The following is a 24,446-nucleotide window of genomic DNA, read 5'->3' as shown; positions in this document are numbered from 1 at the left end:
AATGGGAAATCTCAGGTGAAGTTCGTAAAGTATTTTTTGATTCTTACAGTGTGTTGCATTCTGCTGGGAGCCGGCTCGGTTTATGGCTTGTATAAATATATTGAGCCCCAGTTGCCCGATGTAAATACGCTGAAGGACGTCCGACTGCAGACACCCATGCAGGTTTATAGCGCTGAGGGCGAACTTATTGCCCAGTACGGCGAGAAACGCCGTGTGCCGCTGAAACTCCAGCAATTGCCGCCAGAACTGGTCAAAGCGTTTATTGCTACCGAAGACAGCCGCTTTTACGATCATCATGGCGTTGATCCTATCGGTATCTTCCGTGCAGCCAGCGTGGCGCTGATCTCTGGTCACGCCTCGCAGGGGGCCAGTACCATTACCCAGCAGCTGGCGCGTAACTTCTTTCTGAGCCCGGAACGCACACTGATGCGTAAAATTAAGGAAGCGTTCCTGGCGATCCGTATTGAACAGCTGCTGAGCAAAGATGAAATTCTTGAGCTGTATCTGAATAAGATCTATCTCGGTTACCGCGCCTATGGTGTCGGTGCCGCGGCACAGGTCTATTTCGGCAAGAATGTCGATCAGCTGACGTTAAGCGAAATGGCGATGATTGCCGGCCTGCCAAAAGCGCCGTCGACCTTTAACCCGCTTTACTCGCCCGATCGGGCGCTGGCACGCCGTAATGTGGTGCTGTCGCGTATGCTGGATCAGAACTACATCAGCCAGTCACGCTATACCGAAGCGCGTATTGAGCCGCTGGTAGCCACCTATCATGGTCCTGAAATCGCCTTCTCTGCGCCTTATCTGACAGAGATGGTGCGCCAGGAGATGATCAAGCGTTACGGTGAAAATGCTTACACTGACGGCTTCAAGGTTTACACCACCGTCACGCGTAAATTGCAGACCGCCGCGCAGGAATCAGTGCGAAATAACGTGCTCGCTTACGATATGCGTCATGGTTACCGCGGACCGGCTAACGTGCTGTGGAAAGTCGGCGAATCCGGCTGGGGAGAGAGTGAAATCCTCAAAACGCTGAAAGATCTGCCGGTATATGGCCCGCTATTCCCGGCGGTCGTCACCAGCGTCAGCGGCGATGAAGCCACCGCGCTGATGCGCGACGGCAGTCATGTCTCGCTGGGTATGGCCGGCATGCGCTGGGCTCGTCCGTATAAATCCGACACCCTGCAAGGCGCCACGCCGCGCAGCGTAGCTCAGGTGGTCCAGACCGGCCAGCAGATATGGGTACGCAAAGTGGCGAATGACTGGTGGCTGGCGCAAGTACCGGATGTGAACTCCGCGCTGGTTTCGCTCGATCCGCAAGACGGCGCGGTTCGCGCGCTGGTCGGCGGCTTCGACTTTAATCAAAGTAAGTTTAACCGCGCGACCCAGGCGCTGCGTCAGGTGGGTTCCAACATTAAACCGTTCCTGTACACCGCAGCCATGGACCGGGGGCTGACCCTGGCTTCTATTCTGAATGACGTGCCAATCTCCCGCTGGGACGCTGGCGCCGGTTCCGACTGGCGGCCAAAAAACTCACCGGCGACCTATGACGGCCCTATCCGTCTGCGTCAGGGGCTGGGACAATCGAAAAACGTCGTGATGGTGCGCGCCATGCGCGCCATGGGCGTCGATTACGCCGCTGAATATCTGCAGCGTTTCGGTTTTCCGGCACAGAATATCGTGCACACCGAATCACTGGCTCTTGGCTCCGCGTCCTTTACCCCGATGCAGATGGTACGCGGCTACTCCGTGATGGCGAACGGCGGTTTCCTGGTTGATCCTTACTTTATTCGTAAAATCGAAAATGAGCAGGGTGATACGCTATTCGAAGTAAAACCGAAAATTGCCTGTGCCGATTGTAATCTGCCGGTGATTTATGGCGAAACCAGGAAAGCGGTGGCGCTGAGCGAAGACAGTGTAGAAAACGTCGCGGTTTCACAGGAAGGTCGCAACGTGGCAGTGCCGCAACCGGAGCTGGAACAGGTGCCTGCCGTTCCGCAACCGTCAGGCGACCAGCAATATGCGCCGCATGTCATCAATACGCCGCTCTCTTTCCTGATCAAAAGCGCGCTGAACTCCAATATTTTTGGTGAGCCAGGTTGGATGGGGACCGGCTGGCGTGCCGGGCACGACCTGAAACGTAATGATATCGGCGGTAAAACCGGTACCACTAACAGCTCTAAAGATGCCTGGTTCTCCGGCTATGGTCCGGGGGTAGTCACTTCGGTATGGATTGGCTTTGACGATCATCGCCGCGATCTGGGCCGCACCACGGCATCCGGTGCTATTCCGGATCAGATTTCCGGCTATGAAGGCGGAGCGAAAAGCGCCCAGCCAGCCTGGGATGACTTTATGCAGGCGGCACTGAATGGCGTACCGGTTCAGCCGCTGACGCCACCAGCCGGCGTGGTTACGGTGAATATCGATCGCAGTACCGGCAAGCTGGCCAATGGCGGTGGCAACAGCCGCGCCGAATACTTTATCGATGGCACTCAGCCCACCGAGTACTCGGTACATGATGTCGGCACCACTATGATGGATAACGGCGAGAGTAAAGAGTTGTTCTAAGCGACACTGCCGGGGGAGGCTTAATTCCTCCTCCGGCAGTGTTTTAGTATTGCAGTCGTCCCTGCTTCACCAGCCATTCCCGCACCAGGAACAGCGCGCTGACATTACGCGCCTCACAGAAATCAGGTTCTTCCAGTAGTGCCAGCAGATTCTCCAGCGGCCAGCGCAACACCGGCAACGGTTCAGGCTCATCCCCTTCCAGCTTTTCAGGATACAATCCTTCCGCCACCACGATATTCATTTTGCTGGAGAAGTAGGATGGCGCCATCGTCAGCTTACTCAGTGCTTCCAGCGTCGTCGCGCCAAAACCCGCCTCTTCTTTCAGTTCACGGTTTGCCGCTTCAAATACCGTTTCACCCGGATCGATTAATCCTTTGGGAAAGCCCAGCTCGTAACACTCCAGCCCGACAGCATATTCCTGAATCAAAATCAGGTGATTGTCGATAATCGGCACAATCATCACCGCTTCACGGCCGGAAGGGCGCATACGTTCATATACCCGACGCGCGCCATTGCTGAAGCTAAGGTCAACGGCTTCTACGGTAAACAACCGTGAACGGGCCACAGTTTCAACATTGAGTATTTCAGGTTTCTGTAATTGTCTGGTCATAATGGCCCCAGGAAAAAGCCGGATAAGGCGCAACCTGGGTTCAGCAAACCAGGCGCAACGCGTGACTGGCAGCCATTGTGCGATAGCCGCCTGTGGAATCCAATCATTGCATGCTTTAATTTACTTTTTTATAACAAATGATTGTTTATGTTAATAAAAAATTGCATAAAACTTCGCCGCAGGTGATAAAAATAGGACAATGCCGATATTTAAATGAAAATAATCCCGGTAACATCTGCGCAAGGCTTTTTATGCAATATTTATAAAGTTTTGATTTTGTGCGCTATTTTTGTATGTATGGCTGGTTGCCAGTTCCGCCCTGTCCCGCCAAAACTAGCATTTAGCATCATTTAGCATAACGATATATCCCTAAAGTCATTGAAACGCTGCTGGTACAGTAGTCGCTTCAGTTATCCGCGGGATATGGCATTCTGGAGTTTGCGAGATTGTGACCGGAGTACTTTGGCTGGGATGAGCGAAGCATGAGCACAATAATTCTCATATTGGCTGTAATGCTAACCTGCTCGATCATAGCAGGTTGTTTCTTTTGGTACGCTATGCGGCATCGTCCGCCGTTGGCGAAACCACTGCCGTTTATTAGTCCCCCACACCGCAAACTCACCGATGAAGAACGTGTCGCCGTTGAACGCTACGTCGAATCCCTCGCCAGAAGCAGCCACCATGTACTGCCCGGCGGAACCAGCACCGCCTCGGTTAAGCTGACGCTCACTTCACAAAGTAATAATGTCTATCCGGTAACCCGCGCCATTACCCGCTATGGCCTCTCTACCGATGAACCGCATAAATGGCGCTATTATCTTGATGCGGTTGAAGTTCATCTGCCGCCACTGTGGGAACAGTACATCGCCGACGAAAACTATGTGGAGCTGATCAAAACCCAATCCATCCCGCTGGTGATTTCACTCAACGGCCATTCGCTGGCCAGCTACGCGTACGAACAACCGACGCTGCCGCCGATGGTGCGTCCGCTGGCGCCTAATGCCTCCATTCGTAAAGAAGAAGGCGAAAATATTGAACTGCTTAACGTGCGTAAAGAGACGCCGGAAGAGTACGCGCTGTCACGGCCTGACGGCATGCGTGAAGCGGTGGCGATCAGTACGGCCTTGTTACTCTTTTTTATCAGCCTGATCTCACCGCCGCTGCTGATGCCATGGCTGATAGGCGCCGGTATCGCGGTGATTATCGTCAGTTGCTGGTTCCTTTACCGGCGCCCGACGGAAAAGGATCTGCGCGAAATTCACTGTCTGCGCGGCGCGCCAAAGCGCTGGGGATTGTTTGGCGAGTCGAATCAGGGACAAATCAGCAATATCTCTCTCGGCATTATCGATCTGATCTATCCGGCTCACTGGCAACCCTATGTGGCGCACGATTTAGGGCAAACCACTGACGTCGATATTTATCTCAATCGCCAGGTGGTACGCCAGGGACGTTTTCTGTCACTACAGGATGAAGTGCGTAACTTCCCGGTGCAGTTCTGGCGCAAGAATCTGGTTCTGGCCTGCGGTTCTCTGCTGGTGCTGGTATTGCTGGTCAGTTGGATCCCGCTGAGCATGCCGCTGAAATTGAGCATGGCATGGATTAAAGGCACCGAAAGCATCAAGGTAACCACAGTTGACGAGCTGGGGAAAATTCCGCTGCGGGTGGGCGACAGCCTGCAGGTAAGCGGTACGGGTATGTGTTCCGTGCCGGCAGATTATCAAAGCAATCGCGCCTATGCGTTTATGCCGTTCGACTGCTCGGCGATCTACTGGAATAACGCCGCCCCGCTGCCCGAACCACAGTCCGATATCATTGATAAAGCGACCGCATTACAAATCAGTACCAATCAGCAGCTGCATCCGCAGACCAGCACCGATCCGAAACTGAACCCGCAACTGGCTACCGCGATCCAAAAATCGGGCATGATCCTGCTGGATGACTTTTCCGATCTGGTGCTGAAAACCCAGGATCTCTGCAATCAGGAGCAGGATTGCGTGCGCCTGAAGAATGCGCTGGTCAATCTCGGCAACGCCAAAGACTGGGAAGCGCTGGTAGGCCGGGCTAATTCAGGGGCCTTAAACGGTATGAATGTACTGCTGCGTCCGGTCAGCGCCGAAGCGCTGGAGAATCTGGTAAATACCGCCACCTCCTCGTTTTTCTATCGTGAAACGCGCCGCGCGGCGGAAGCGCTGAACAGTCCGCCGCCGGGTGGTTTTCTGATAATCAGCGACGAAGGTCGCCAGCTGGTCAGTCAACCTCAACCGATAATCTCGCTATTTGATTACAATGCGCCGGAGCAGTGGGGCGAATTACAGCGCCTGGCATCAATGCTGCTGCATACCCGCTTTAACGCCAGCGGCATTATTACTAATATCAGCACCGATGCGAATGGCACCCAGCATGTGACGCTGCACAGCGAGCCGGATGCTATCAGCCTGTGGCGCTATCTTGCCACCAGCCTGCTATTAGTGATTGTCAGTCTGTTTCTGCTGGTCAACGGGCTACTGGCCTTAAGACGTATCCATCGTAACCGCACGCGTATCATTGAGATTCAGCGTTACTACGATCACTGTTTTAACCACTCGCTGACCTCAATCCAGGCAGTACGACCGATGTTCTGACCGCTGCATAACTGTGCTACCCTGTCGCCCGGTTTTTACCTCGCGCGGAGTCCTGCATGTCTGATGCACTGAACTGGTCTGAAATTGACACCGTCCTGCTGGATATGGACGGCACCCTGCTCGATCTCGCTTTTGACAGCCATTTCTGGCTACAGCACGTGCCGCTAACGCTCAGTATTAAGCGTGGCATTAGCATTGACGCCGCCAGCCAGATAATTGGCGATAAATACCACGCCGTGCAACATACGCTAAACTGGTATTGTCTCGACTACTGGAGCCGGGAACTGGATCTGGATATCCGCGCCATGACCTGGGAACTACGCGAACGCGCCAGCCTGCGTGAGGATACGCTGCCGTTGCTGCAAGCGCTGCGCAACAGCGGCAAACGCACCATCCTGCTGACTAATGCGCACCCCTACAACCTGGAAGTGAAACTGGCGCAAACTGGCCTCGATCGCCATCTTGATTTATTGCTTTCTACCCACACATTTGGATATCCGAAAGAAGATCAGCGATTGTGGCAGGCGGTTCAACAACACACCGGTTTTGACAACCCGCGCACCTTGTTTATTGACGATAACGAAGTGATTCTCGATGCGGCAAAGCGCTGGGGAGTCGGTTATTGCCTGGGTGTCAGCAATCCTGATTCAGGGCGACCGGATATCAGTTTCGCGCGTCATCCGGTGGTCAGCGACTACCGCAGTCTGGTATCCGCTATCGCCTTATAATGCCGGGAGATAAGCAATGAAAGAGAAAAGCAGCGAGGGCGTGCGGCTCGATAAGTGGCTTTGGGCGGCGCGCTTTTACAAAACCCGCGCGGTGGCACGTGAAATGGTCGAAGGCGGCAAGGTTCACTACAACGGCCAGCGCAGTAAACCGGGCAAACTGGTTGAGCTAAATGCCGAACTGACGCTACGTCAGGGTAATGATGAGCGCACGGTGGTGATCCAGGGGATCAGCGAACAGCGACGCCCTGCCGCCGAGGCGCAACAGCTGTATATCGAAACGGCACAAAGCATTGAAAAAAGAGAAAAAGTGGCGCTGGCACGCAAGATGAATGCGCTGACCATGCCCCATCCTGACCGCCGCCCTGATAAGAAAGAGCGCCGCGACCTGATGAAATTTAAACATTCTGGCGATGAATAAGTCGTTATGACGAGAGAAAACTATGGCCCAAGACCAACTGCACCGTTACCTGTTTGAAAACTATGCCGTACGCGGTGAACTGGTAAACGTATCCAATACCTGGCGCGAAATTATTGCCGGCCATGATTACCCGCAACCGGTTCAGCAACTCCTTGGCGAGCTGCTGGTAGCCACCAGCCTGCTGACGGCTACGCTGAAGTTTGATGGCGATATCACGGTCCAGCTGCAGGGCGACGGCGCACTGAATCTGGCGGTGATTAATGGTAATCATCGTCAGGAGATGCGTGGCGTGGCGCGTGTTCAGGGTGAAATTGCCGCCGGCAGCACCCTGAAAGAGATGGTGGGCAACGGTTACCTGGTGATCACTATCTCTCCGGAGCAGGGTGAACGCTATCAGGGCGTTGTCGGGCTGGAAGGCGACACGCTGGCCGCCTGTCTGGAAGACTATTTTATGCGCTCTGAGCAGCTGCCAACGCGTCTGTTCCTGCGAACCGGCGAAGCGGAAGGCCAGAGCGGCGCAGGCGGTATTCTGCTGCAGGTGTTGCCGGCGGAGGAAACCAACAGTGATGACTTTAATCACCTGGCAACCTTAACCGAAACCATTAAAACCGCCGAACTGATCACCCTGCCCGCTAATGAAGTGTTATGGCGCCTGTACCATCAGGAAGAGGTCACGGTTTATGACCCGCAGGACGTGATGTTCAAATGCACCTGTTCGCGTGAGCGCTGCGGTGAGGTACTGAAAACCCTGCCACAATCCGAAGTAGATGAAATCATTGAGGAAGATGGCGAGATCGATATGCATTGTGACTACTGTGGCAGCCACTATGTATATGATGCGGTAGATATTGCCGCCATCCGCAATGACTCTGCGTCAGGCAGTGAGCAAGTGCATTAATGTGGCGGGATTGTGACGGGAGCCATTAATGTGACGGGAGCCATTAATGGCTCCCCTACAGTGTTTCAGATAACCCATTGTAGGGGCGGCATTAATGCCGCCCGTGCCAATGATTTGCACCGACCGTGATGACGGCATTACAGTGTTTCAGATAACCCATTGTAGGGGCGGCATTTATGCCGCCCGTGCCGATGATTTGCACCGACCGTGATGACGGCATTTATGCCGCCCGTGCCGATGATTTGCACCAACCATGATGACGGCATTAATGCCGCCCGTGCCGATGATTTGCACCGACCGTGATGACGGCATTTATGCCGCCCGTGCCAATGATTTGCACCGACCATGATGACGGCATTAATGCCGCCCGTATCAATGGTACGCACCGGTCGTAACCATGGCATTTATGCCGATTTTCCCCGCCACAGTGATATTTTACCCTGAAAAATAAGCCAGTTAGCCCGCAGTTAACCGCCATCCCCCCCTGAAAAGCATCATTAAATCGTGTTGTGTCTCATTTCTGCCGTTTCGCTCTTCCGCTATGCAGAGACAGGTGTACACTGCGCGCGATTGTGATTTTCCCTGCTTATTGTGGCTTATTTGTCCATGATCACGATCGTCAAAAGTGAAATACCCCAAACTCAGTTGCAGTCAAAAAACCGAAAGGAGCAGTAATATGCGCACTAACGGCCTGACCCCCCAGGACCTCGTCGCTTATGGCATCACTGACACGGTTGAGGTGGTTTATAATCCCGATTACGAAACCCTCTTTCAGGAAGAAACTAAACCCGGCTTGCAAGGTTACGAGCGCGGCGTTCAGACTCAATCCGGTGCGATAGCCGTTGATACCGGCATCTTTACCGGCCGTTCACCAAAAGATAAATATATTGTGCGCGATGACACCACGCGCGACACCCTCTGGTGGTGCGACCAGGGAAACGGTAAAAATGATAATCAGCCACTGTCACAGGAGACCTGGGACGCATTGAAAGTGCTGGTGGCAGAGCAGCTCTCCGGCAAACGCCTGTTTATTATCGACGCCTGGTGCGGCGCCAACGCGGATAGCCGCCTCAGCGTGCGCTTTATTACCGAAGTGGCCTGGCAGGCGCACTTTGTGAAAAACATGTTTATCCAGCCTGATGCGGCCAGCCTGGCCAGCTTTAAACCGGACTTTGTGGTAATGAACGGCGCCAAATGCACCAATCCGAACTGGCAGCAGCAGGGACTGCATTCGGAGAACTTCATTGCCTTTAACCTGACGGAAAACATACAGCTAATTGGCGGCACCTGGTACGGCGGAGAGATGAAAAAAGGTCTGTTCGCGGTAATGAACTATCTGCTGCCGCTGAAAGGCATCGCGGCGATGCACTGTTCGGCCAATGTCGGCGAACAAGGCGATGTGGCGGTGTTCTTTGGTCTGTCCGGCACCGGTAAGACCACGTTGTCAACCGACCCCAGCCGCCAGCTGATTGGCGATGATGAGCACGGCTGGGATGATGACGGCGTGTTTAACTTTGAAGGCGGCTGCTACGCGAAAACCATCAAGCTCTCCGCCGACGCCGAGCCGGAAATCTATCATGCGATCCGCCGTAATGCGCTGCTGGAAAATGTGGTAGTACGCAGCGATGGCTCGATTGATTTTGATGACGACAGCAAAACCGAGAATACCCGCGTCTCCTATCCGATCAACCATATCGATAATATCGTTAAGCCAGTGTCAAAAGCGGGTCACGCGCAAAAAGTCATTTTTCTTACCGCTGATGCCTTTGGCGTACTGCCCCCGGTTTCACGCCTCACTCACGATCAGACGCAGTATCATTTCCTCTCCGGTTTTACCGCCAAGCTGGCCGGAACCGAACGTGGCGTAACGGAACCCACGCCAACCTTCTCCGCCTGTTTCGGCGCCGCCTTCCTGACGCTGCATCCGACACAATACGCCGAAGTGCTGGTGAAACGCATGCAGGACGCCAATGCGGAAGCTTATCTGGTGAATACGGGCTGGAATGGCAGCGGCAAACGCATTTCCCTCAAAGACACCCGCGCCATTATCAATGCGATTTTACAGGGGGAACTCAGCAGCGCAGAAACCTGCACCTTGCCGATCTTTAACCTGGAAATGCCGGTAGCGCTGGAGGGGGTCGACAGCCATATTCTCGATCCGCGCAATACCTACCAGAATGGGGAAGAGTGGGAAGCGAAAGCCCGGGATCTGGCGCAACGCTTTATTGATAACTTCGATAAATATACTGATACGCCAGCGGGCGCCGCACTGGTGCAGGCCGGTCCGCAAATCTGATGCCATGGGCGGGAGCAGTGAAAGCTCCCGCCCGGCATACGCTTTCTACGATGCCGCTACCCGGCTACGCCTGGCCGCCTGCCGGCGGCACTGGCGCGGCGCTCAGCTGCGGTAACGGCAAGTAAGCACGAATCCGCAATCCGCCACGTTCGCTGACGCCGATATCCAGCGAGCCCTGATGAGCATCGATAATACGTTGTACGATGGCCAGCCCGAGCCCGGTACCACTGGTGCTGCGCGCACTGTCGCCGCGCACAAACGGCTGGAACAGATGTTTTAGTTGTTCTGGTTTGATCCCCGGGCCATCATCTTCGACCTGGAACCAGGCGCGTTGCAATTCACTGCCGCTGCTGACCTTAATCCAGCCATTACCGTAGCGCGCAGCATTGACCACCATATTCGCCACCGCCCGCTTGATCGACAGCGGATTAATTTCCACCATCAGTTCGGTCGGCAACACCTGATTCTCAATTTCCCGTTCGTAACCGCTCTCAGCGGCAACCACTTCGCCCAGCACGCTGTTAAGATCGGCAAGTTCGGTCTGCATCTCCTGGCCGGTACGCAGATAGTCGATAAACTGCTCGATAATCGCGTTGCACTCTTCGATATCTTTATTTATCGACTCGGCAAGGTAGCCATCCTCCTGCGCCATCATCTCCGTCGCCAGACGAATACGCGTCAGCGGAGTACGCAAGTCATGACTGACGCCCGCCATCAATAGCGTGCGGTCATCCGCCAGCAACTTCACGCCCGAGGCCATCTGATTAAAAGCGCGTGTTACCGAACGCACTTCCGATGCGCCATACTCACGCAGCGGCGGCGGGATCACTCCCTTGCCCACCTGCAACGCGGCATGTTCCAGTTCGACCAGCGGTCGGTTCTGGATGCGAATAAACAGCCACGCGCCGCCAATCGCCAGCAGCATAATCGCCAGCGTATAGCGGAACAGTGGAGAAAAATCACCCTGATGGATCTCGGTCAGGGGCACCCGTACCCAGATATCCGGCGACAGCCAGGTTTTCAGCCAAACCACCGGCGAGTTTTTATTTACCTCGACCCGGACATCGGTTGGCCCTCCCAGTTGCTGCGCCATCTGTTCGCTGAGGAACTGATAATGTTGCGCCCAGCGTAATCCGCTCTCTTCCGCCGCTGCATTGGTATACAGCGAAATACCCAGTTCCCGATAAATTTCCCGACGAAACGCCGGCGGCACCTCAAGCTGCGTACCATCCTCCAGCTGCAGTCGATCGGTCATCAGCATACGGACTTCGTATGCCAGCACCTTATTAAACTGTTGCAGACTGGGCAGAATGGCGAAGTTAAGCACCACCAGATAGGTCGTTACCAGGCTGACAAACAGCAGAGTAACGATCAATAACAGCGTTCGGGCAAACGAACTGCGCGGAGAGAAGCGGAATCGCCTCATGCTTTACTGCCGTCCGGAACAAAGACGTAACCCAGGCCCCAGACGGTCTGGATATAGCGCGGATGTGCCGGATCTTCCTCGACCATACGACGCAGACGAGAGATCTGCACGTCAATCGAACGCTCCATGGCACTGTATTCGCGGCCACGCGCCAGGTTCATCAGCTTGTCGCGCGACAATGGCTCGCGCGGATGGCTGACCAGCGCTTTCAGCACCGCAAACTCACCGCTGGTTAATGGCATTGGCTCATCTTCACGGAACATCTCGCGCGTGCCGAGATTCAGTTTGAATTTACCAAAGGCAATCACGGCCTCTTCCTGCGAAGGCGCACCCGGCAATTCATTGGCCTGACGCCGCAGCACCGCACGAATACGCGCTAACAGTTCACGTGGGTTAAATGGTTTTGGAATGTAATCATCGGCGCCGATTTCCAGACCAACGATACGATCCACTTCTTCACCCTTGGCGGTGACCATAATGATTGGCATCGGATTGCTCTGGCTGCGCAGACGACGGCAGATGGAGAGACCATCCTCGCCAGGCAGCATCAAATCCAGCACCATCAGATGGAAAGACTCACGGGTTAACAGACGGTCCATCTGTTCGGCGTTAGCCACGCTGCGCACCTGAAAGCCCTGTTCGGTCAGATAACGCTCCAGCAGCGCACGTAAACGCATATCATCATCGACGACCAGAATTTTGTAGTTTTCTTGCATTTTCGATACTCCCAAAGGCGCTATTGCCTGAGACGATATTTTTAAAAAAGTTGCCGTAGTGTGACAGTCATTAATGGTTTATATTGTAGCCGAAATTGTTACAAAGCATATTAAACAGCAGCTTAACCTTCATACTTTACGCTAATTGCGCATTTTTTCACCATTTTTGCCTGCCGCGGACCCGCAGGTCAGTGGCCTTTCGCTGGGTGCTGCGTCTTATCTTAAATCGTTCGGCAGTTTCTGATTATCTCTGGCCGCAGCAGCAGATAAAAACAAACTATAGTTAAATATCAATAATTTAGATAACAATCAGTGCGAAAGTCATTGCGGTTAGTCTTAACCCACAGCAGGCCAAATCAGAATATACATCGTTTTGGTCAATTAGCAGCATAAAATAACGTTATGAAATATTTTACCCGCCGGGTTAATTAGGAATTTATTCAGGAAGGGAAATAACAATACCAGCGTAATTAAAGTTCCAGCGAAATAGCATAAAACAGCGCTTTCCAACAGAAATTAAATAATTCTATATTCATCCTCGCACCGAAGGTTATTTTAATTCACCGGGGATTAATTATGATAAAGACAATAATATTTTCTCTCGTTCTGGCATGCACGGCAATCAGTTCCGCCCATGCTGACACCGCTGCGCCAGGCACCGCCGCCGGTAGTGTTGCCGCCGCTACATCCGAGGGCAATGCTCAGGCCAGAGGTATTGGCGTGATGGCGGCGATTACCGCCATTGCTTTATTGACTGCGGGCGGTGGCAATGGATCCAATAGCGCATCCACCACCACTACCACTTCCACTACTTCAGCGAAATAAATTTGTAACCTGCCAGGTTACTTCCCTCTCCGGGGTTATTTATTATAAATATTCAGTGCAAAACTGAATAACAGTCTGCGCGTTACCGCCTTTGCCTGCGGGGAATAATAACCACCACAGCTTTATTTCAAAAAGCTATTATTCCCTGCTTCTTTTTTTTGCTAAACAGCTGTCGTCCGCAGTGCTGACTGCAGCCGATGCTGGTTATGCTTACTGCGATAGTGAGGAGGAGAATCCGACACGGTATTTATCTCTGCTGTTGTTTCAGATAAAGAGTCAATAAATGCTTTTTGCGCGTTGTTGACAATCCATCCAGATAACAGACCACTCTCCCGCTGTACCGGCAGTGCCGTATCGTCTGGTATCACCACTTTTTTCACCACAGGAACCACCCTATTACTACCGTCCAGAACAGTGAGCAGAAAATGAGCATCACCATCCAGGCGCCTTGTCGGGTCGATAATAACAACATCGCTAATCCTCTATTAAATGTGCCATAGTTCAACCATGTCGAAATTCTCAAGTAACAGCGCAAAAAAAAATGGATTAATGGCTCAGGCTGCGTTCTTCCAGCCAGCTGGCAAGCGCATTGGCGTTCAGCGCCCTCGAATAGAAAAACCCCTGGCCGATATCACATTTTAAGATATGTAATTGTTGCAGTTGCTCCCGTGTTTCCACCCCTTCGGCGATCACTTTGTGCTTCAGACTCTGTCCCATATGCACTACGGTTTTGGCAACTGCTTTCATTTTCTTATCGTTATTCAGATCTTTCACAAAGCTCTGATCGATCTTTAATTCGGTCATCGGTAAATGTGCCAGGCGTGCCAGACAGGAATAGCCGGTGCCAAAATCGTCAATCGAGAGACCGACCCCCAGCGCGCGAATGGCGCAGATAACTTCCATGGTTTCCGGTCTTTTTTCGCGCATCGCGCCTTCGGTTATCTCAATGGTGAGACATTCTGGCGGAAGATTGTATTGCGTCAGTAAGTAACTGATATACGGCGCCAGGGTGCTGTTATAAAAATTAACCGGGGAGAGATTAACCGACACCACCGGAACATCAATATTATTGTTACGCCATTTCGCCATTTGCCGACAGGCCTCATTCAGCGTCCAGCGGCCAATAGCTTCAATATCTCCGGTTTCTTCGGCAATCGGGATGAAAATACCAGGTGATATTTCGCCCATCTGTTGATCGGTCCAGCGCACCAGAGCTTCGACACCATATAACTCATCTTTTTTCAGCCACACCTGAGGCTGGTAGTGCAGTGCCAGTTGATTGTTATCGATGGCCACTTTCAGCGCATTCGCGACACGCAGACGATCCTGGTCCACCTGGTGCATGGTTTCACTATAGAAAAGACAGTGCCCTGCGCCTTTCTGTTTTGCCAGATGAGAGGCATGGTTGGCGAATTGCAGCAGCAAATCACGCTTTTTACTCTGTTCCGGGTAGAGGCTGATGCCAGTGCTGACGGTCACATTCAGCGCGATACCATCAATATCAAAGGGGGTGCGGAACAGCATCTGAATATCTTTTGCAATAGTGGCCGCTTCTTCACGCTGACACTGCGGGACCGCAAGGATAAACGAATCACTGTCAGCATGGTAAATGCCTGCCCGCTGGCCAAATTTGTCCACCAGCCGTCCGGCAATCCTCGCCAGCGCCCGATCGCCAGCTTCATACCCTAAGGCGTCGTTAACACCTTTAAAATGGTCGAGATCGAGGAAGAAGAGCGCAAAGGGGGAGGAAGGGGCCTGGCTGAGTAGTTCATCGACATAGCGGTACATCGCCACACGTTTTGCCAGGCCGGTCAGATTATCATAATTGGTGACCTGCGAGATTTTTTGCTGATCGACATGTAACACCATCAATCTGCTGTTCTTCTCGTCGGTAGTATGCAGCGTCGCCGGAATATCCAGCAGAGCGCCATCCCGTTGCACAATGGTAAGTAGCGCATCGGCGTTGTTCATTTCCTCATGCTGACTGTTTTCGGCAGGAAATAAGGGAACCTCAGCTGTTTTGCGCCCAATCACTTCCCAGCGCAGATAGCCCCATAATTTTTCAGCTGCCTGGTTAAAAAAAGTGATGCAACCGGCTTCATCTGTAAGTAATACCGCATCATGAACCTTGTCGATCACCGTAAATAGATCCAGTGAAACAAGATTGTAATTATTTTTTAACATGTTTTCTTCATCAAAGAATAAAATTTCGTCAGGCGCCGATGGTAATAAAAGACCAGAGAGTGTTCAATATAAAAATGTACAGATTTCATTATATGCCAGTTTAATAGATAGAGAATATGAGTCTGACTCTTTTATTGATGCAGGCTATTTAAATTACTTTTTCCGGTTATTGATATGACTAATATTTGGGATGTGATTTATTTATTTTCTCTATTGATTTTTCTTTTTTTCCCCGACAGAATGGCGTCGATTTATTGCTTTTGATGTGGAATGAAATCTTGCCATTTAATGGGGATTGATTCCGATTTACATCAATGCTGCATTGCAGAAATTGCCACTTTATATCAATAACGAGCATGTACTTTTACACCTGAAAGTTCTTTATCTGTTAAATTAATGTTCCGGGGATGATAAATATTATGTACGATGATATGAGTTCATTAAGTGAAAAGTTGCAGATATCCAGTTTCTCATTTCAGGAAATAATGAAAGAGAAAAAAAACACAGAAAAAACCCAGGATATATCTGCAACGCCACTGCAAGAAGTGAGTAAAGCTGCGGCCATCAGCGATGAGTCCACCACTGATGATGCCCGGCAGCATACAGCCGATTACCGCAAACCTGCGACGTCTGGCGCCGGCCAACTGCCAGCATCAAATAATGACAATAATTTTTTCCCTAATGCGCCGACTGGCGGGGAACTCAGCCGCAATAATATTCTGAGCAGCGTTGCGGGCATGTTAGAGAAAAGTCCGCAGGTTCAGAATGAAAAGCAACCCGTTCGTCTTGATATGTTGTTTTCAATGATTGCTCAAAAAAGGTTCTAGCGAGCAACTCATCTATAAAGAGACAAGCCTTTCCGGAAAGGGATACTGGCGTATACGCAATGCCAGTGTTCTGTTCTGGCGGGTTTCCTTTTTCTGAATTCCAGGCTCTGCCTTTTCTGAATGGTGCGGAATTTTTCTCCGCAAATCTCATTTCTTATTAAAGCCCTGTGGATATGCGAAAATTATTTAATTTTTTCCTTCTGTTACTACTGGCTTTTTGTTCGCTGCTCATCATCATCACCCCCATGAGCAGCGATAAGCAGTATATTTTTGGTCTTTCGATCGTCGCTGTGGTACTTATCGTCGGGCGTTTTAATAATAAAAAATCTACCCTGGCGCTACTGGTCTTCTCGCTGTTGATGTCGGGCCGCTACATTTGGTGGCGCGCGACTACTACGCTGCATTTCGATTCCGTACTGGAAGCGGTGCTCGGTTCGCTGCTGTTTATGGCAGAACTCTACTCCGGGCTGATTTTAGTGCTGGGGTATGTACAGATGTGCTGGCCATTAAAGCGTAGTATCGAGCCATTACCGGCTGATATTTCTCTCTGGCCGACGGTCGATATTTATATCCCTTCCTATAACGAAAGTCTGGATGTAGTGCGGGATACGGTACTGGCGGCTCAGTGTATCGAATATCCGCATGACAAAATGGCCATCTATATTCTTGATGATGGTAAACGCGAGGAATTTCGCCAGTTTGCCGCCGAAACCGGTGTCGGCTACCTGACGCGCCCGGATAACAGCCATGCCAAAGCCGGTAACCTCAATCATGCGATGACCCAGACGCAGGGAGAGTTAATTTGCGTGTTTGACTGCGATCACGTCGCCACCCGGGTATTTCTGCAGGCAACGGTAGGGATTTTCCTGCGCGATGAGAAACTTGCGCTGATCCAGACTCCCCACTATTTTTATTCGCCCGACCCGTTTGAACGCAATCTGACCGCCGCCCGCCATATCCCGCATGAAGGGGCGCTGTTTTACGGTCCGGTACAACAGGGTAATGACAACTGGAACGCCACCTTCTTTTGTGGTTCCTGTGCGGTTATCCGGCGTTCGGCATTAAATGAGGTGGGCGGATTCGCCGTGGAAACGGTAACGGAAGATGCCCATACCGCATTGAAACTGCAGCGTCGTGGCTGGAATACCGCTTTTCTCGATATTCCACTGGCGGCCGGGCTGGCGACCGAACGTCTGGCGCTGCATGTGAACCAGCGTATTCGCTGGGCGCGCGGCATGACCCAGATATTCCGTATTGATAACCCCATGCTGGGCCGCGGGCTGAAGCTGACCCAGCGCATTTGCTACCTGAATGCCATGATGCATTTCCAGTATGGCTTGCCGCGCGCGATCTTCCTGCTGGCGCCACTGGTGTTTATGTTGCTGAATCAGAACATTATTGCCTCATCCGCCACCCTGATCTTTTCCTATGCGCTACCCCACCTGATCCTGTCCAGCTATGTCAGCTCAAAGCTGACCGGACGTCATCGCTACGCTTTTTGGGGCGAAATATACGAAACGGTAATGGCATTTCACCTTATTTTGCCCACCATGCTGAGTATGATTTCGCCGCGTCTGGGCAAGTTTAACGTGACCGATAAAGGGGATTTGACCGATCGGGATTACTTTGATGTCCATACCGTGCGTCCGCTGATAATTGCAGCGTTGCTGATGGCGGGCAGCATGATTTGGGTCATTGTGCGCTATTACTTTAATGATTTTACCGGCGTCGATCCCTGGGTAATTATTCTCAATCTGACCTGGGGTAGCTTTAGCCTGTTGATCCTGCTGGCCTCTATTTCGGTAGCAAAAGAGACCAAACAGATACGCAAAACCATTCGTATCTTTGCCAAATTGCCGACCACCGTTTACTTCTCCGATAAGACGGAAATGCGTTCTCACACCCTCGATCTCTCGATGGGCGGCGCGCGCGTTGCCCTGCAGAAGGGGGGCGATCTGTCACGAAAATCGCCGATCAGCATGTCGCTTGGTTTGGGCAAAGATGAGGTCCGGATGCCGATCCGATCCGCAGGCAGCGGGCTGGGCGACCTGCGGGTTGAGTTTGATGAGATGAACGTCGATATCAGACGCGAGCTGGTACGTGTGGTGCTAACCCGCGCCGATGCCTGGATAAAACCTCCCTATCAGCCGGATAAACCTCTGCGTTCCTTTCTCGGCATCATCCAATGCGTCTGGGAGCTGTTATTTGGTCGCCGTAAAAGCAGCGGCGGCTTTAAAAGCCAGATGGCAGTGGTGGCAAAACCTGCCAGCGAGGTTAAACATGAGCTGTAAAACCTCGATCGCTGCGGCGCTGCTGCTGTGTGCGGTACTGCCGGTAATCCCCCTTATGGCGCAACCGCCGGTCCCGGCGGATGATCTGCCGTCACTGCCGGTGCCAAATTCACTGTTGCCTGCCAGCGCCAGTAGCAACCCGGCAGCGGCGAATCCGGCAGCCAGCGATGATAAGAATCAGGCGATCTCCGGCGCCATCACTTTTGCCGATATGGGCGCCCGCCAGGGTCTGCAACTGAACAGTCAGCAGTTACAATCCGGCGTGGCCTTTACCTTGCCGCATAATATGGTGATCACCACCGCGCGTCTGAAGCTGGCAATCCGCAGCTTTGCTCCCCAGCAGCGCGATCAAAATCTGCAACTGATGCTGAATGGACAGCCGCTCGGGGCATTCCCGCTCGATCGCTCTGCCGGTAATAACAACACCTATACGCTCGATGTTCCGGCGTCGATGATTGCCTCAAAAAATAACCTGAGTTTTCAATTACGCAGCAGTGATGATTTGATCAATAACGACTGGAGCTGCCAGCAGCCTTCGGCAACCCAGGGCAATATCACACTGCAGTCATCCTCGGCGATCGAATTAACCGGACTGTGGCTTAACACGCGCAAAACCCTCGCCGATTTCCCGCGTCCTTTCTTCGATCCGCTGCAGATGAAAGAGACTACGCTCAATATCGCCTATAGCGCCCAGCCGGCGGCGGATGTATTAACCGCCTCCGCGATTGTGGCGTCGATGTTTGGGGTAATCAATCGCGACAGAAACAGCCACTTTAACGCCACCTTCGACCAGTTGCCGCCGCAAAACGGTATCTTGTTTGGTAAACCCGGCGACAAAATCGGCGCGCTAACGCTGCCTGAGATCACTGGCTCAGGATTGCAAATTATCGATAATCCGCTTAACCCGTTGTATAAGTTGCTGATTGTCAGTGGTCGTAATGGTCAGGAACTTCGTCAGGCGGCGATGCGGCTGGCGCAGACCAATCTGCCGGACAGCGACAATTTGCAGGTTGCGTCGCTGTCGGTGCCGATGCGGCAGCCATACGATGCGCCGCGCTGGATTAGCACCCGTCAGCGGGTATCGCTTGATTCGTTAACCGAAGATAAACAGGCGCTGGTTTCCCAGGGGATCTGGCACGGTGAGAATCAGGTTATTTTCCGCGCCTCCCCTGACCTGTTTATGTGGGACGGTAAACTGGTACCGCTGGAACTTAACTACCGTTTCGCACAGAAAAGCTGGCTTGATAGTGGCCACTCGTTCCTTAACGTGTCGCTGAACGGGCAGTTCCTGAAAAGCCTGCCGACTTCACGTAACCGGCTACTGGCCCCGCTGTTTTCCTTTTTAGGTATTGCCGATGGTGAGCACCAGCAACATGCGGTGGTCAATATTGATCCGCAAACCATTTATGGCAGCAACCGGCTGGCGTTTTATTACGACCTGAAAGCGAAAAGCGGCGTCTCCTGCCAGTCAATGGCGAATGACAATAGCAGTAACCAGATTGGCGGTGACTCGACGCTGGATCTGCGCCACTCCTGGCATTTTGGCGTACTGCCAAACACCACCTGGTTTACCAGCGCCCTGTTCCCGTTTACCCGCTATGCCGACCTGGCGAAAACGGTAGTGATGATGCCGTCCCAGCCAGAAGTCAGCGACGTTTCAGTACTGCTGAATTTAATGGCGCGGGCGGGCAATGCCACCGGCGTGCCGGCTAACTATGTGCATATCTTTACCGGTTTCCCGACGCAATCAGCCGATAACGACCTGCTGGCCGATAGCGATGTGATCGGCATTGGCGCCATTAATCGCGGAACCCTGATGCAACAGCTGCTACAGGAGAGCCCCTTTACCAGCAACGGCAACATGTTGAATGTCAAAGATAGCGGGCTGATGCCTCACCTGCAGGCGTTACTGAATGGCAACTGGAAATTTCAGTTTGATGATGTCGCGGATTTCTTTGCCAGCAACCCACGCTGGCGCGGTCTGGTCAGCTTTCGCTCCCCATGGGATGCCCGCCATGTCGTGGTACTGGCCACCGCAAATGATGAAGCGCAACTCCGGCTGCTAACTGACGATATGAACAAACCCGCAGTGAGCAGTGCCAGCAGTGGCGACATGCTGTTAATTAGCGACAGCGGTGAAAGCAAAAGCTGGCGTGTTGGTGAAACATTTACTTCCGGCGATTTGCCGCTCTGGCTGCATGTTCTGTGGTTCGCCAGCCAGCATATTTTCGCGTTGTTACTGGTGGTTTGCCTGTTAGCGCGTAGCGCCAGCCTTTCCTTATATGCGTATTTAAAACAGCACGCCGCAGAGCGTTTACAGGGTCCACGACATCATGAATAAAGCCAACCATAAGCCAATGAGACGCTCCTTATATCTGCTTTGTCTGCTGGGCGCGGCCCACAATGCAGTGGCCAAAGACAACGAGGCGGCGGTCACCACCCTGCTGGCGCAGGCTGGCTACTGGCACAGCAAAGCGCATGACGAGCTGGCGATAGATGCATTGCAAAAAGTACTGGCGGCAGACCAGAACAATATTAATGCCATGTACCTGATGGCGCTGTATCAGTTACAGCAGGGCAACAAGCAGCAGGCCGATATCTGGAGCGACAAAATCCGCGCGCTGTCGCCACAGGATCCGCTGCTCAATGCGCTGAACAGCACTGAGCATATGCAAAATATTTCACCGCCGCAGCTAAGTGCGGCGCGTGAGCTGGCGCGTAGCGGGCGCACAAAAGAAGCGATTGTCGCTTATAAAGCGTTATTTTCCGGCCAAAAACCACCGGCAGATCTGGCGCTGGAATATTACCAGACGCTGGCCGGGGATGACGCTTCATGGTCTGAAGCGGCGCAGGGATTACGCCAGCGTGCGCTCGAACAGCCGGGCGATAGCACTACCAAACAGGCACTGGCGACGGTGCTGACCTACAAAGGTGAGACAAGGCGCGAAGGGATTGCACTGCTGGAAACACTGCCGGCCGGTGCCGCCTCCGACAAAGCCTTACAACAGGCGCTGTTGTGGCTGGAACCGAAAAAAGAGGATTTACCGCTCTACAGCAGCTATCTCAGCCGTCATCCGGAAGACAACAGCCTGGTGGCGCATTTTCGCCAGCAGGTGGATGGCGACATGGTGCGTACCGGCTTTAACGCGCTGAACAACGGTGAACTCACGCAGGCGGTCGACAAATTTAATACCGTGCTGAAAACCCATCCCGATGACAGCAATGCCCTCGCTGGCCTCGGCTATATTGCGCTGCGTAAAAACAATTTTGACCAGGCCGAGCAACAGCTGCGTCATGCGGCACAGGGCGGTAGCGATGAACAGCGACAGCGCTGGTTGCAGGATGCGGATAATGCGCATTTTTATGCCCGCCTGAATCAGGCGCGGACGCTGAGCCAGCATAACCAGTACGATCAGGCGCTACAGGCGCTGGATAGCGTGCAGGCCAGTACTGCGGATCAACGCCTCGCGGCCGGATTACTTCAGGGCGATATCTATCGTCGTCAGGGGCAAAGTGCACAGGCGGAAACACTGTATCGTCAGCTGTTGCGCGAACGCCCGGCCAGCGTGGAGATCAAAAGCGGGCTGCTGTGGGTGTTAAGGCAGCAAAAGAAACAGGCTGAAGCCGATGCGCTGCTTGCCACCCTTCCCGCCGCGCTTCGTAGCCGTTATGCCAACGTGGTTGATAACAGTGAGCCGGTACGCAAAGCCGCAGCGGCTGCGTTGCAGGGCGGAAATAGTGTCCGCGCCATGCAGTTACTACAGGATGGCGTAGCGAAATATCCGGACAGTGTCTGGCTCCGTTATGACTACGCCCGTGCACTGCGCGCCGGCGGAGAAAAACAGCGCGCGGATGATCTGATCAATGCGCTACTTAGCCAGTCCCGCCCGCAGCCTGAAGCCTGGCATGCCGCCGCGCTGTATGCCGACAGCGATAAGAACTGGCCGAAAGTCATGGCGGTGGTGGCGCAGGCGCCAGCGCAGGCGCGCAATGAAGAGCTGCTTACGCTGGAAGCACGGGCGAAAGTGAACCGGCAAATGGATGTCGCGGAAAATTATCTTAATCGCGGCAATGAGGTGGCAGCGCTGAACTCACTGCATATTCTCTCCGCCACGCCACCTGATGATCCGCGCGATGTCGGACGGCTGGCCGAACTGCTGATGAAAGCCGGCGACAGTAATTCCGCTCTGAGCCAGATTTCCCGCAATCAGGCGCAGGGATTGCACGGTTCGGTCGCGGATTACGCCACCCAAATCCAGGTGTTGAATCAGGCGGGCCGGTTTGCCGAAGCGGAGAGCGTCATCAACGCACCGGCGCTGCTGAATACCTCCAGCGAGCAGCAGATCAGGCAGGTACAGAGCGGATATCTGATCAGTCGCGCAGATTTATTACGTCAGCAGGGAGATATCGCCGGAGCATGGCAAATCATTATGCCGGCGCTAAAAGCCACGCCGACCGATACCGCTTTGCTACTGGCGACCGCACGTATTTATCAGGCTGATGATATGGCGGATAAAGCTGGCGAGATTTATCACTATATTTTACGTCGCGATCCGCGCAATCGCGAAGCGCTGTATGGGGCGGTCAACCTGGCGCTGGCTAACCATGATGCCGAAGCCGCACAGCAAAGCTTCCGGCTGCTGGACCCAAGCCAGGATGCGGATTACTTCCTGCTGTCCGCCCGCGTCGCCGCCGCCAACGGCAACAATACGCAAGCCATGGCGCTGTTACGCTCGGCGCAGTGGCGTTTACAGCAAAATAGCAACCCGCTGACGGCGATCACTACCGACGATGCATTAAGCCGGGTCCTCTCCGTTCCCTCTTCTGCACAGCAGGTACAGCAAAGCACCCGCACTGATGTCGATCGCCTGCTGGCCGATTTGCAGGAGAAAACGGCAACCACCGCACAGGCGAGTTTTGCCGTTGATCAGCACTCCGGCGAAAGCGGGCTGAGCTCACTGTCGCAGATCAAAACCCCGCTGACCCTCTCCACCGCGGCGGGCGACGCTGGACGGCTAAACGTGACCGTCACTCCGGTCACGCTGAATGCTGGCGATATGTCGGCGGAATCCGCCAGCCGTTTCGGCAGTGGCGCAATCACCCGCGCGGAACGACGCGCCGCATCAACCAGTACTGACCTCTCCAGCATTAACGCCGACAGCTTAGGCGGGCAACAGGTTAATGGTGTGGAAAGTGGTCTGAGCCTGAGCGGCGATAGCTATAAACTGGATATTGGCAGTACACCGACCGGTGGCGAGTTCACCCGGGTCGTTGGCGGCATCAAATGGCAACCGCAGCTGACACAAAACAGCACCCTGACCCTGCAGGCAGAAAGACGCGCGGTGACCGATAGTCTGCTTTCTTATGTCGGGGCAAAGGACGCGGCCACCGGAGAACGCTGGGGGGCGATCACCCGCAACGGCGTATCAGCGCAATATGCCTGGGATAATGATCTGGTTGGCCTGTATGCGCGCCTCGGGTTTGATACCTATATTGGTGAAAACGTTCCGACCAACCATGGGGTGGATACGGTTGCCGGCAGTTATATTCGTCCGTATCAAACGAAAAATAGCGAATTAAAAGTCGGCGTCAATATGCATTATATGGATTTTGACAAAAACCTGAGCTATTTCACTCTGGGACAAGGGGGATATTTTAGTCCGCAGAATTATCTGGCACTGTCACTGCCTGTTGAGCTGACTTATCACTGGAAAGACTGGGATGTATCGCTCAGTAGCTCAGTGGGATATCAGTCCTATAAACAAAGTCAAAGTGACTATTTCCCTGGCCATGAAAGTCTGCAGTCTCAACTGGATCAATATGCCAGCAGCGACAGTAATATAGATAGCGTTTATAAATCCACCTCTAAGAATGGTATTAACTATCTTGTTGGGATCAACACAAAATATAATTTAAATTCTTCTATGGCGCTTGGTACCAACATAGGGTATAACACCTTCGGTAATTATAATGAAGGTAAGGCGTTATTTTATTTCAGGTATTATTTCAACTCCAAAAAATCATCTGTGGAATAAATC

Annotated in this window: 16 protein-coding genes; 11 read left to right on the top strand and 5 right to left on the bottom strand. The window is 53.0% G+C overall.

Translation table 11 applies throughout. From position 1 onward, the window contains the following. Nucleotides 1-15 precede the first annotated feature (15 nt). Nucleotides 16-2,568 (top strand): peptidoglycan glycosyltransferase/peptidoglycan DD-transpeptidase MrcA, encoded by a 2,553-nt coding sequence (gene mrcA, locus JWF83_RS04885; RefSeq protein WP_413649080.1) that lies wholly within the window; start codon nt 16-18, stop codon nt 2,566-2,568. Between the two features lie 43 nt (nt 2,569-2,611). Here the strand turns inward: mrcA and nudE are convergent, their stop codons facing one another. Continuing rightward, nucleotides 2,612-3,178, bottom strand: a complete 567-nt coding sequence (nudE, locus tag JWF83_RS04880) for an ADP compounds hydrolase NudE (protein ID WP_413649079.1) — start codon at nt 3,176-3,178, stop codon at nt 2,612-2,614. 482 nt (nt 3,179-3,660) lie between these two features. Between nudE and JWF83_RS04875 the strand changes: the two genes are divergently transcribed. The 5 genes from JWF83_RS04875 (at nt 3,661) to pckA (ending at nt 10,139) form a co-directional block, all read left to right on the top strand. Beyond that, entirely contained in the window at nt 3,661-5,799 is a 2,139-nt protein-coding gene (locus JWF83_RS04875; protein ID WP_413649078.1) for an intracellular growth attenuator family protein, read from the top strand. Between the two features lie 56 nt (nt 5,800-5,855). Continuing rightward, nucleotides 5,856-6,527 carry a GMP/IMP nucleotidase gene (gene yrfG / locus JWF83_RS04870; protein WP_413649077.1) on the top strand — a complete coding sequence of 224 codons (672 nt, stop codon included), beginning with the start codon at nt 5,856-5,858 and terminating at the stop codon, nt 6,525-6,527. 16 nt (nt 6,528-6,543) lie between these two features. Beyond that, nucleotides 6,544-6,945, top strand: coding sequence for a ribosome-associated heat shock protein Hsp15 (gene hslR, locus JWF83_RS04865; RefSeq protein WP_413649076.1), 402 nt, complete (start codon nt 6,544-6,546; stop codon nt 6,943-6,945). Between the two features lie 22 nt (nt 6,946-6,967). Then, nucleotides 6,968-7,843, top strand: coding sequence for an Hsp33 family molecular chaperone HslO (gene hslO / locus JWF83_RS04860; protein WP_413649075.1), 876 nt, complete (start codon nt 6,968-6,970; stop codon nt 7,841-7,843). A 676-nt stretch (nt 7,844-8,519) separates the two neighbouring features. Continuing rightward, nucleotides 8,520-10,139 (top strand): phosphoenolpyruvate carboxykinase (ATP), encoded by a 1,620-nt coding sequence (gene pckA, locus JWF83_RS04855; protein WP_413649074.1) that lies wholly within the window; start codon nt 8,520-8,522, stop codon nt 10,137-10,139. A 64-nt stretch (nt 10,140-10,203) separates the two neighbouring features. Here pckA and envZ read toward each other — a convergent pair whose 3' ends face one another. Together envZ and ompR are read right to left on the bottom strand one after the other, a co-directional pair. Further along, complete coding sequence (gene envZ / locus JWF83_RS04850; protein ID WP_413649073.1) at nt 10,204-11,565, bottom strand: two-component system sensor histidine kinase EnvZ; 1,362 nt, start codon at nt 11,563-11,565, stop codon at nt 10,204-10,206. After that, on the bottom strand, nt 11,562-12,281 hold the full coding sequence (gene ompR, locus JWF83_RS04845; RefSeq protein ID WP_001157751.1) for a two-component system response regulator OmpR: 720 nt from the start codon (nt 12,279-12,281) through the stop codon (nt 11,562-11,564). The genes envZ and ompR overlap by 4 nt, the downstream gene beginning before the upstream one ends. Before the next feature lie 576 nt (nt 12,282-12,857). Here ompR and yjbE point away from each other — a divergent pair. After that, the gene (gene yjbE / locus JWF83_RS04840) at nt 12,858-13,106 is read left to right on the top strand and encodes an exopolysaccharide production protein YjbE (protein ID WP_413649072.1); all 249 of its coding nucleotides are present in this window, start codon (nt 12,858-12,860) and stop codon (nt 13,104-13,106) included. Nucleotides 13,107-13,267: 161 nt separating this feature from the next. On the opposite strand, the gene JWF83_RS04835 is transcribed toward yjbE, so the two are convergent. After that, entirely contained in the window at nt 13,268-13,489 is a 222-nt protein-coding gene (locus JWF83_RS04835; protein WP_413649071.1) for a hypothetical protein, read from the bottom strand. A 163-nt stretch (nt 13,490-13,652) separates the two neighbouring features. Further along, complete coding sequence (locus JWF83_RS04830) at nt 13,653-15,290, bottom strand: EAL domain-containing protein (protein ID WP_413649070.1); 1,638 nt, start codon at nt 15,288-15,290, stop codon at nt 13,653-13,655. Between the two features lie 419 nt (nt 15,291-15,709). Between JWF83_RS04830 and JWF83_RS04825 the strand changes: the two genes are divergently transcribed. The 4 genes from JWF83_RS04825 to JWF83_RS04810 all read left to right on the top strand — a co-directional run bounded on the left by JWF83_RS04825 (nt 15,710) and on the right by JWF83_RS04810 (nt 24,443). Continuing rightward, entirely contained in the window at nt 15,710-16,117 is a 408-nt protein-coding gene (locus JWF83_RS04825) for a hypothetical protein (protein ID WP_413649069.1), read from the top strand. A 173-nt stretch (nt 16,118-16,290) separates the two neighbouring features. Beyond that, nucleotides 16,291-18,408 carry a UDP-forming cellulose synthase catalytic subunit gene (gene bcsA, locus JWF83_RS04820; protein ID WP_413649068.1) on the top strand — a complete coding sequence of 706 codons (2,118 nt, stop codon included), beginning with the start codon at nt 16,291-16,293 and terminating at the stop codon, nt 18,406-18,408. Beyond that, nucleotides 18,398-20,749 carry a cellulose biosynthesis cyclic di-GMP-binding regulatory protein BcsB gene (locus JWF83_RS04815; RefSeq protein ID WP_413649067.1) on the top strand — a complete coding sequence of 784 codons (2,352 nt, stop codon included), beginning with the start codon at nt 18,398-18,400 and terminating at the stop codon, nt 20,747-20,749. The genes bcsA and JWF83_RS04815 overlap by 11 nt, the downstream gene beginning before the upstream one ends. A gap of 16 nt (nt 20,750-20,765) precedes the next feature. Beyond that, nucleotides 20,766-24,443 carry a cellulose synthase subunit BcsC-related outer membrane protein gene (locus JWF83_RS04810; protein WP_413649066.1) on the top strand — a complete coding sequence of 1,226 codons (3,678 nt, stop codon included), beginning with the start codon at nt 20,766-20,768 and terminating at the stop codon, nt 24,441-24,443. The last annotated feature ends 3 nt before the right edge of the window (nt 24,444-24,446 follow it).

Origin of the sequence: Pantoea sp. B65, from assembly GCF_047308185.1 — a bacterium.
In the GTDB taxonomy this organism is placed as follows: Bacteria; Pseudomonadota; Gammaproteobacteria; order Enterobacterales; family Enterobacteriaceae; genus Erwinia.
The sequence above is the reverse complement of the archived record's forward strand: the minus strand, read 5'-3'. Positions and strand labels throughout refer to the sequence as shown.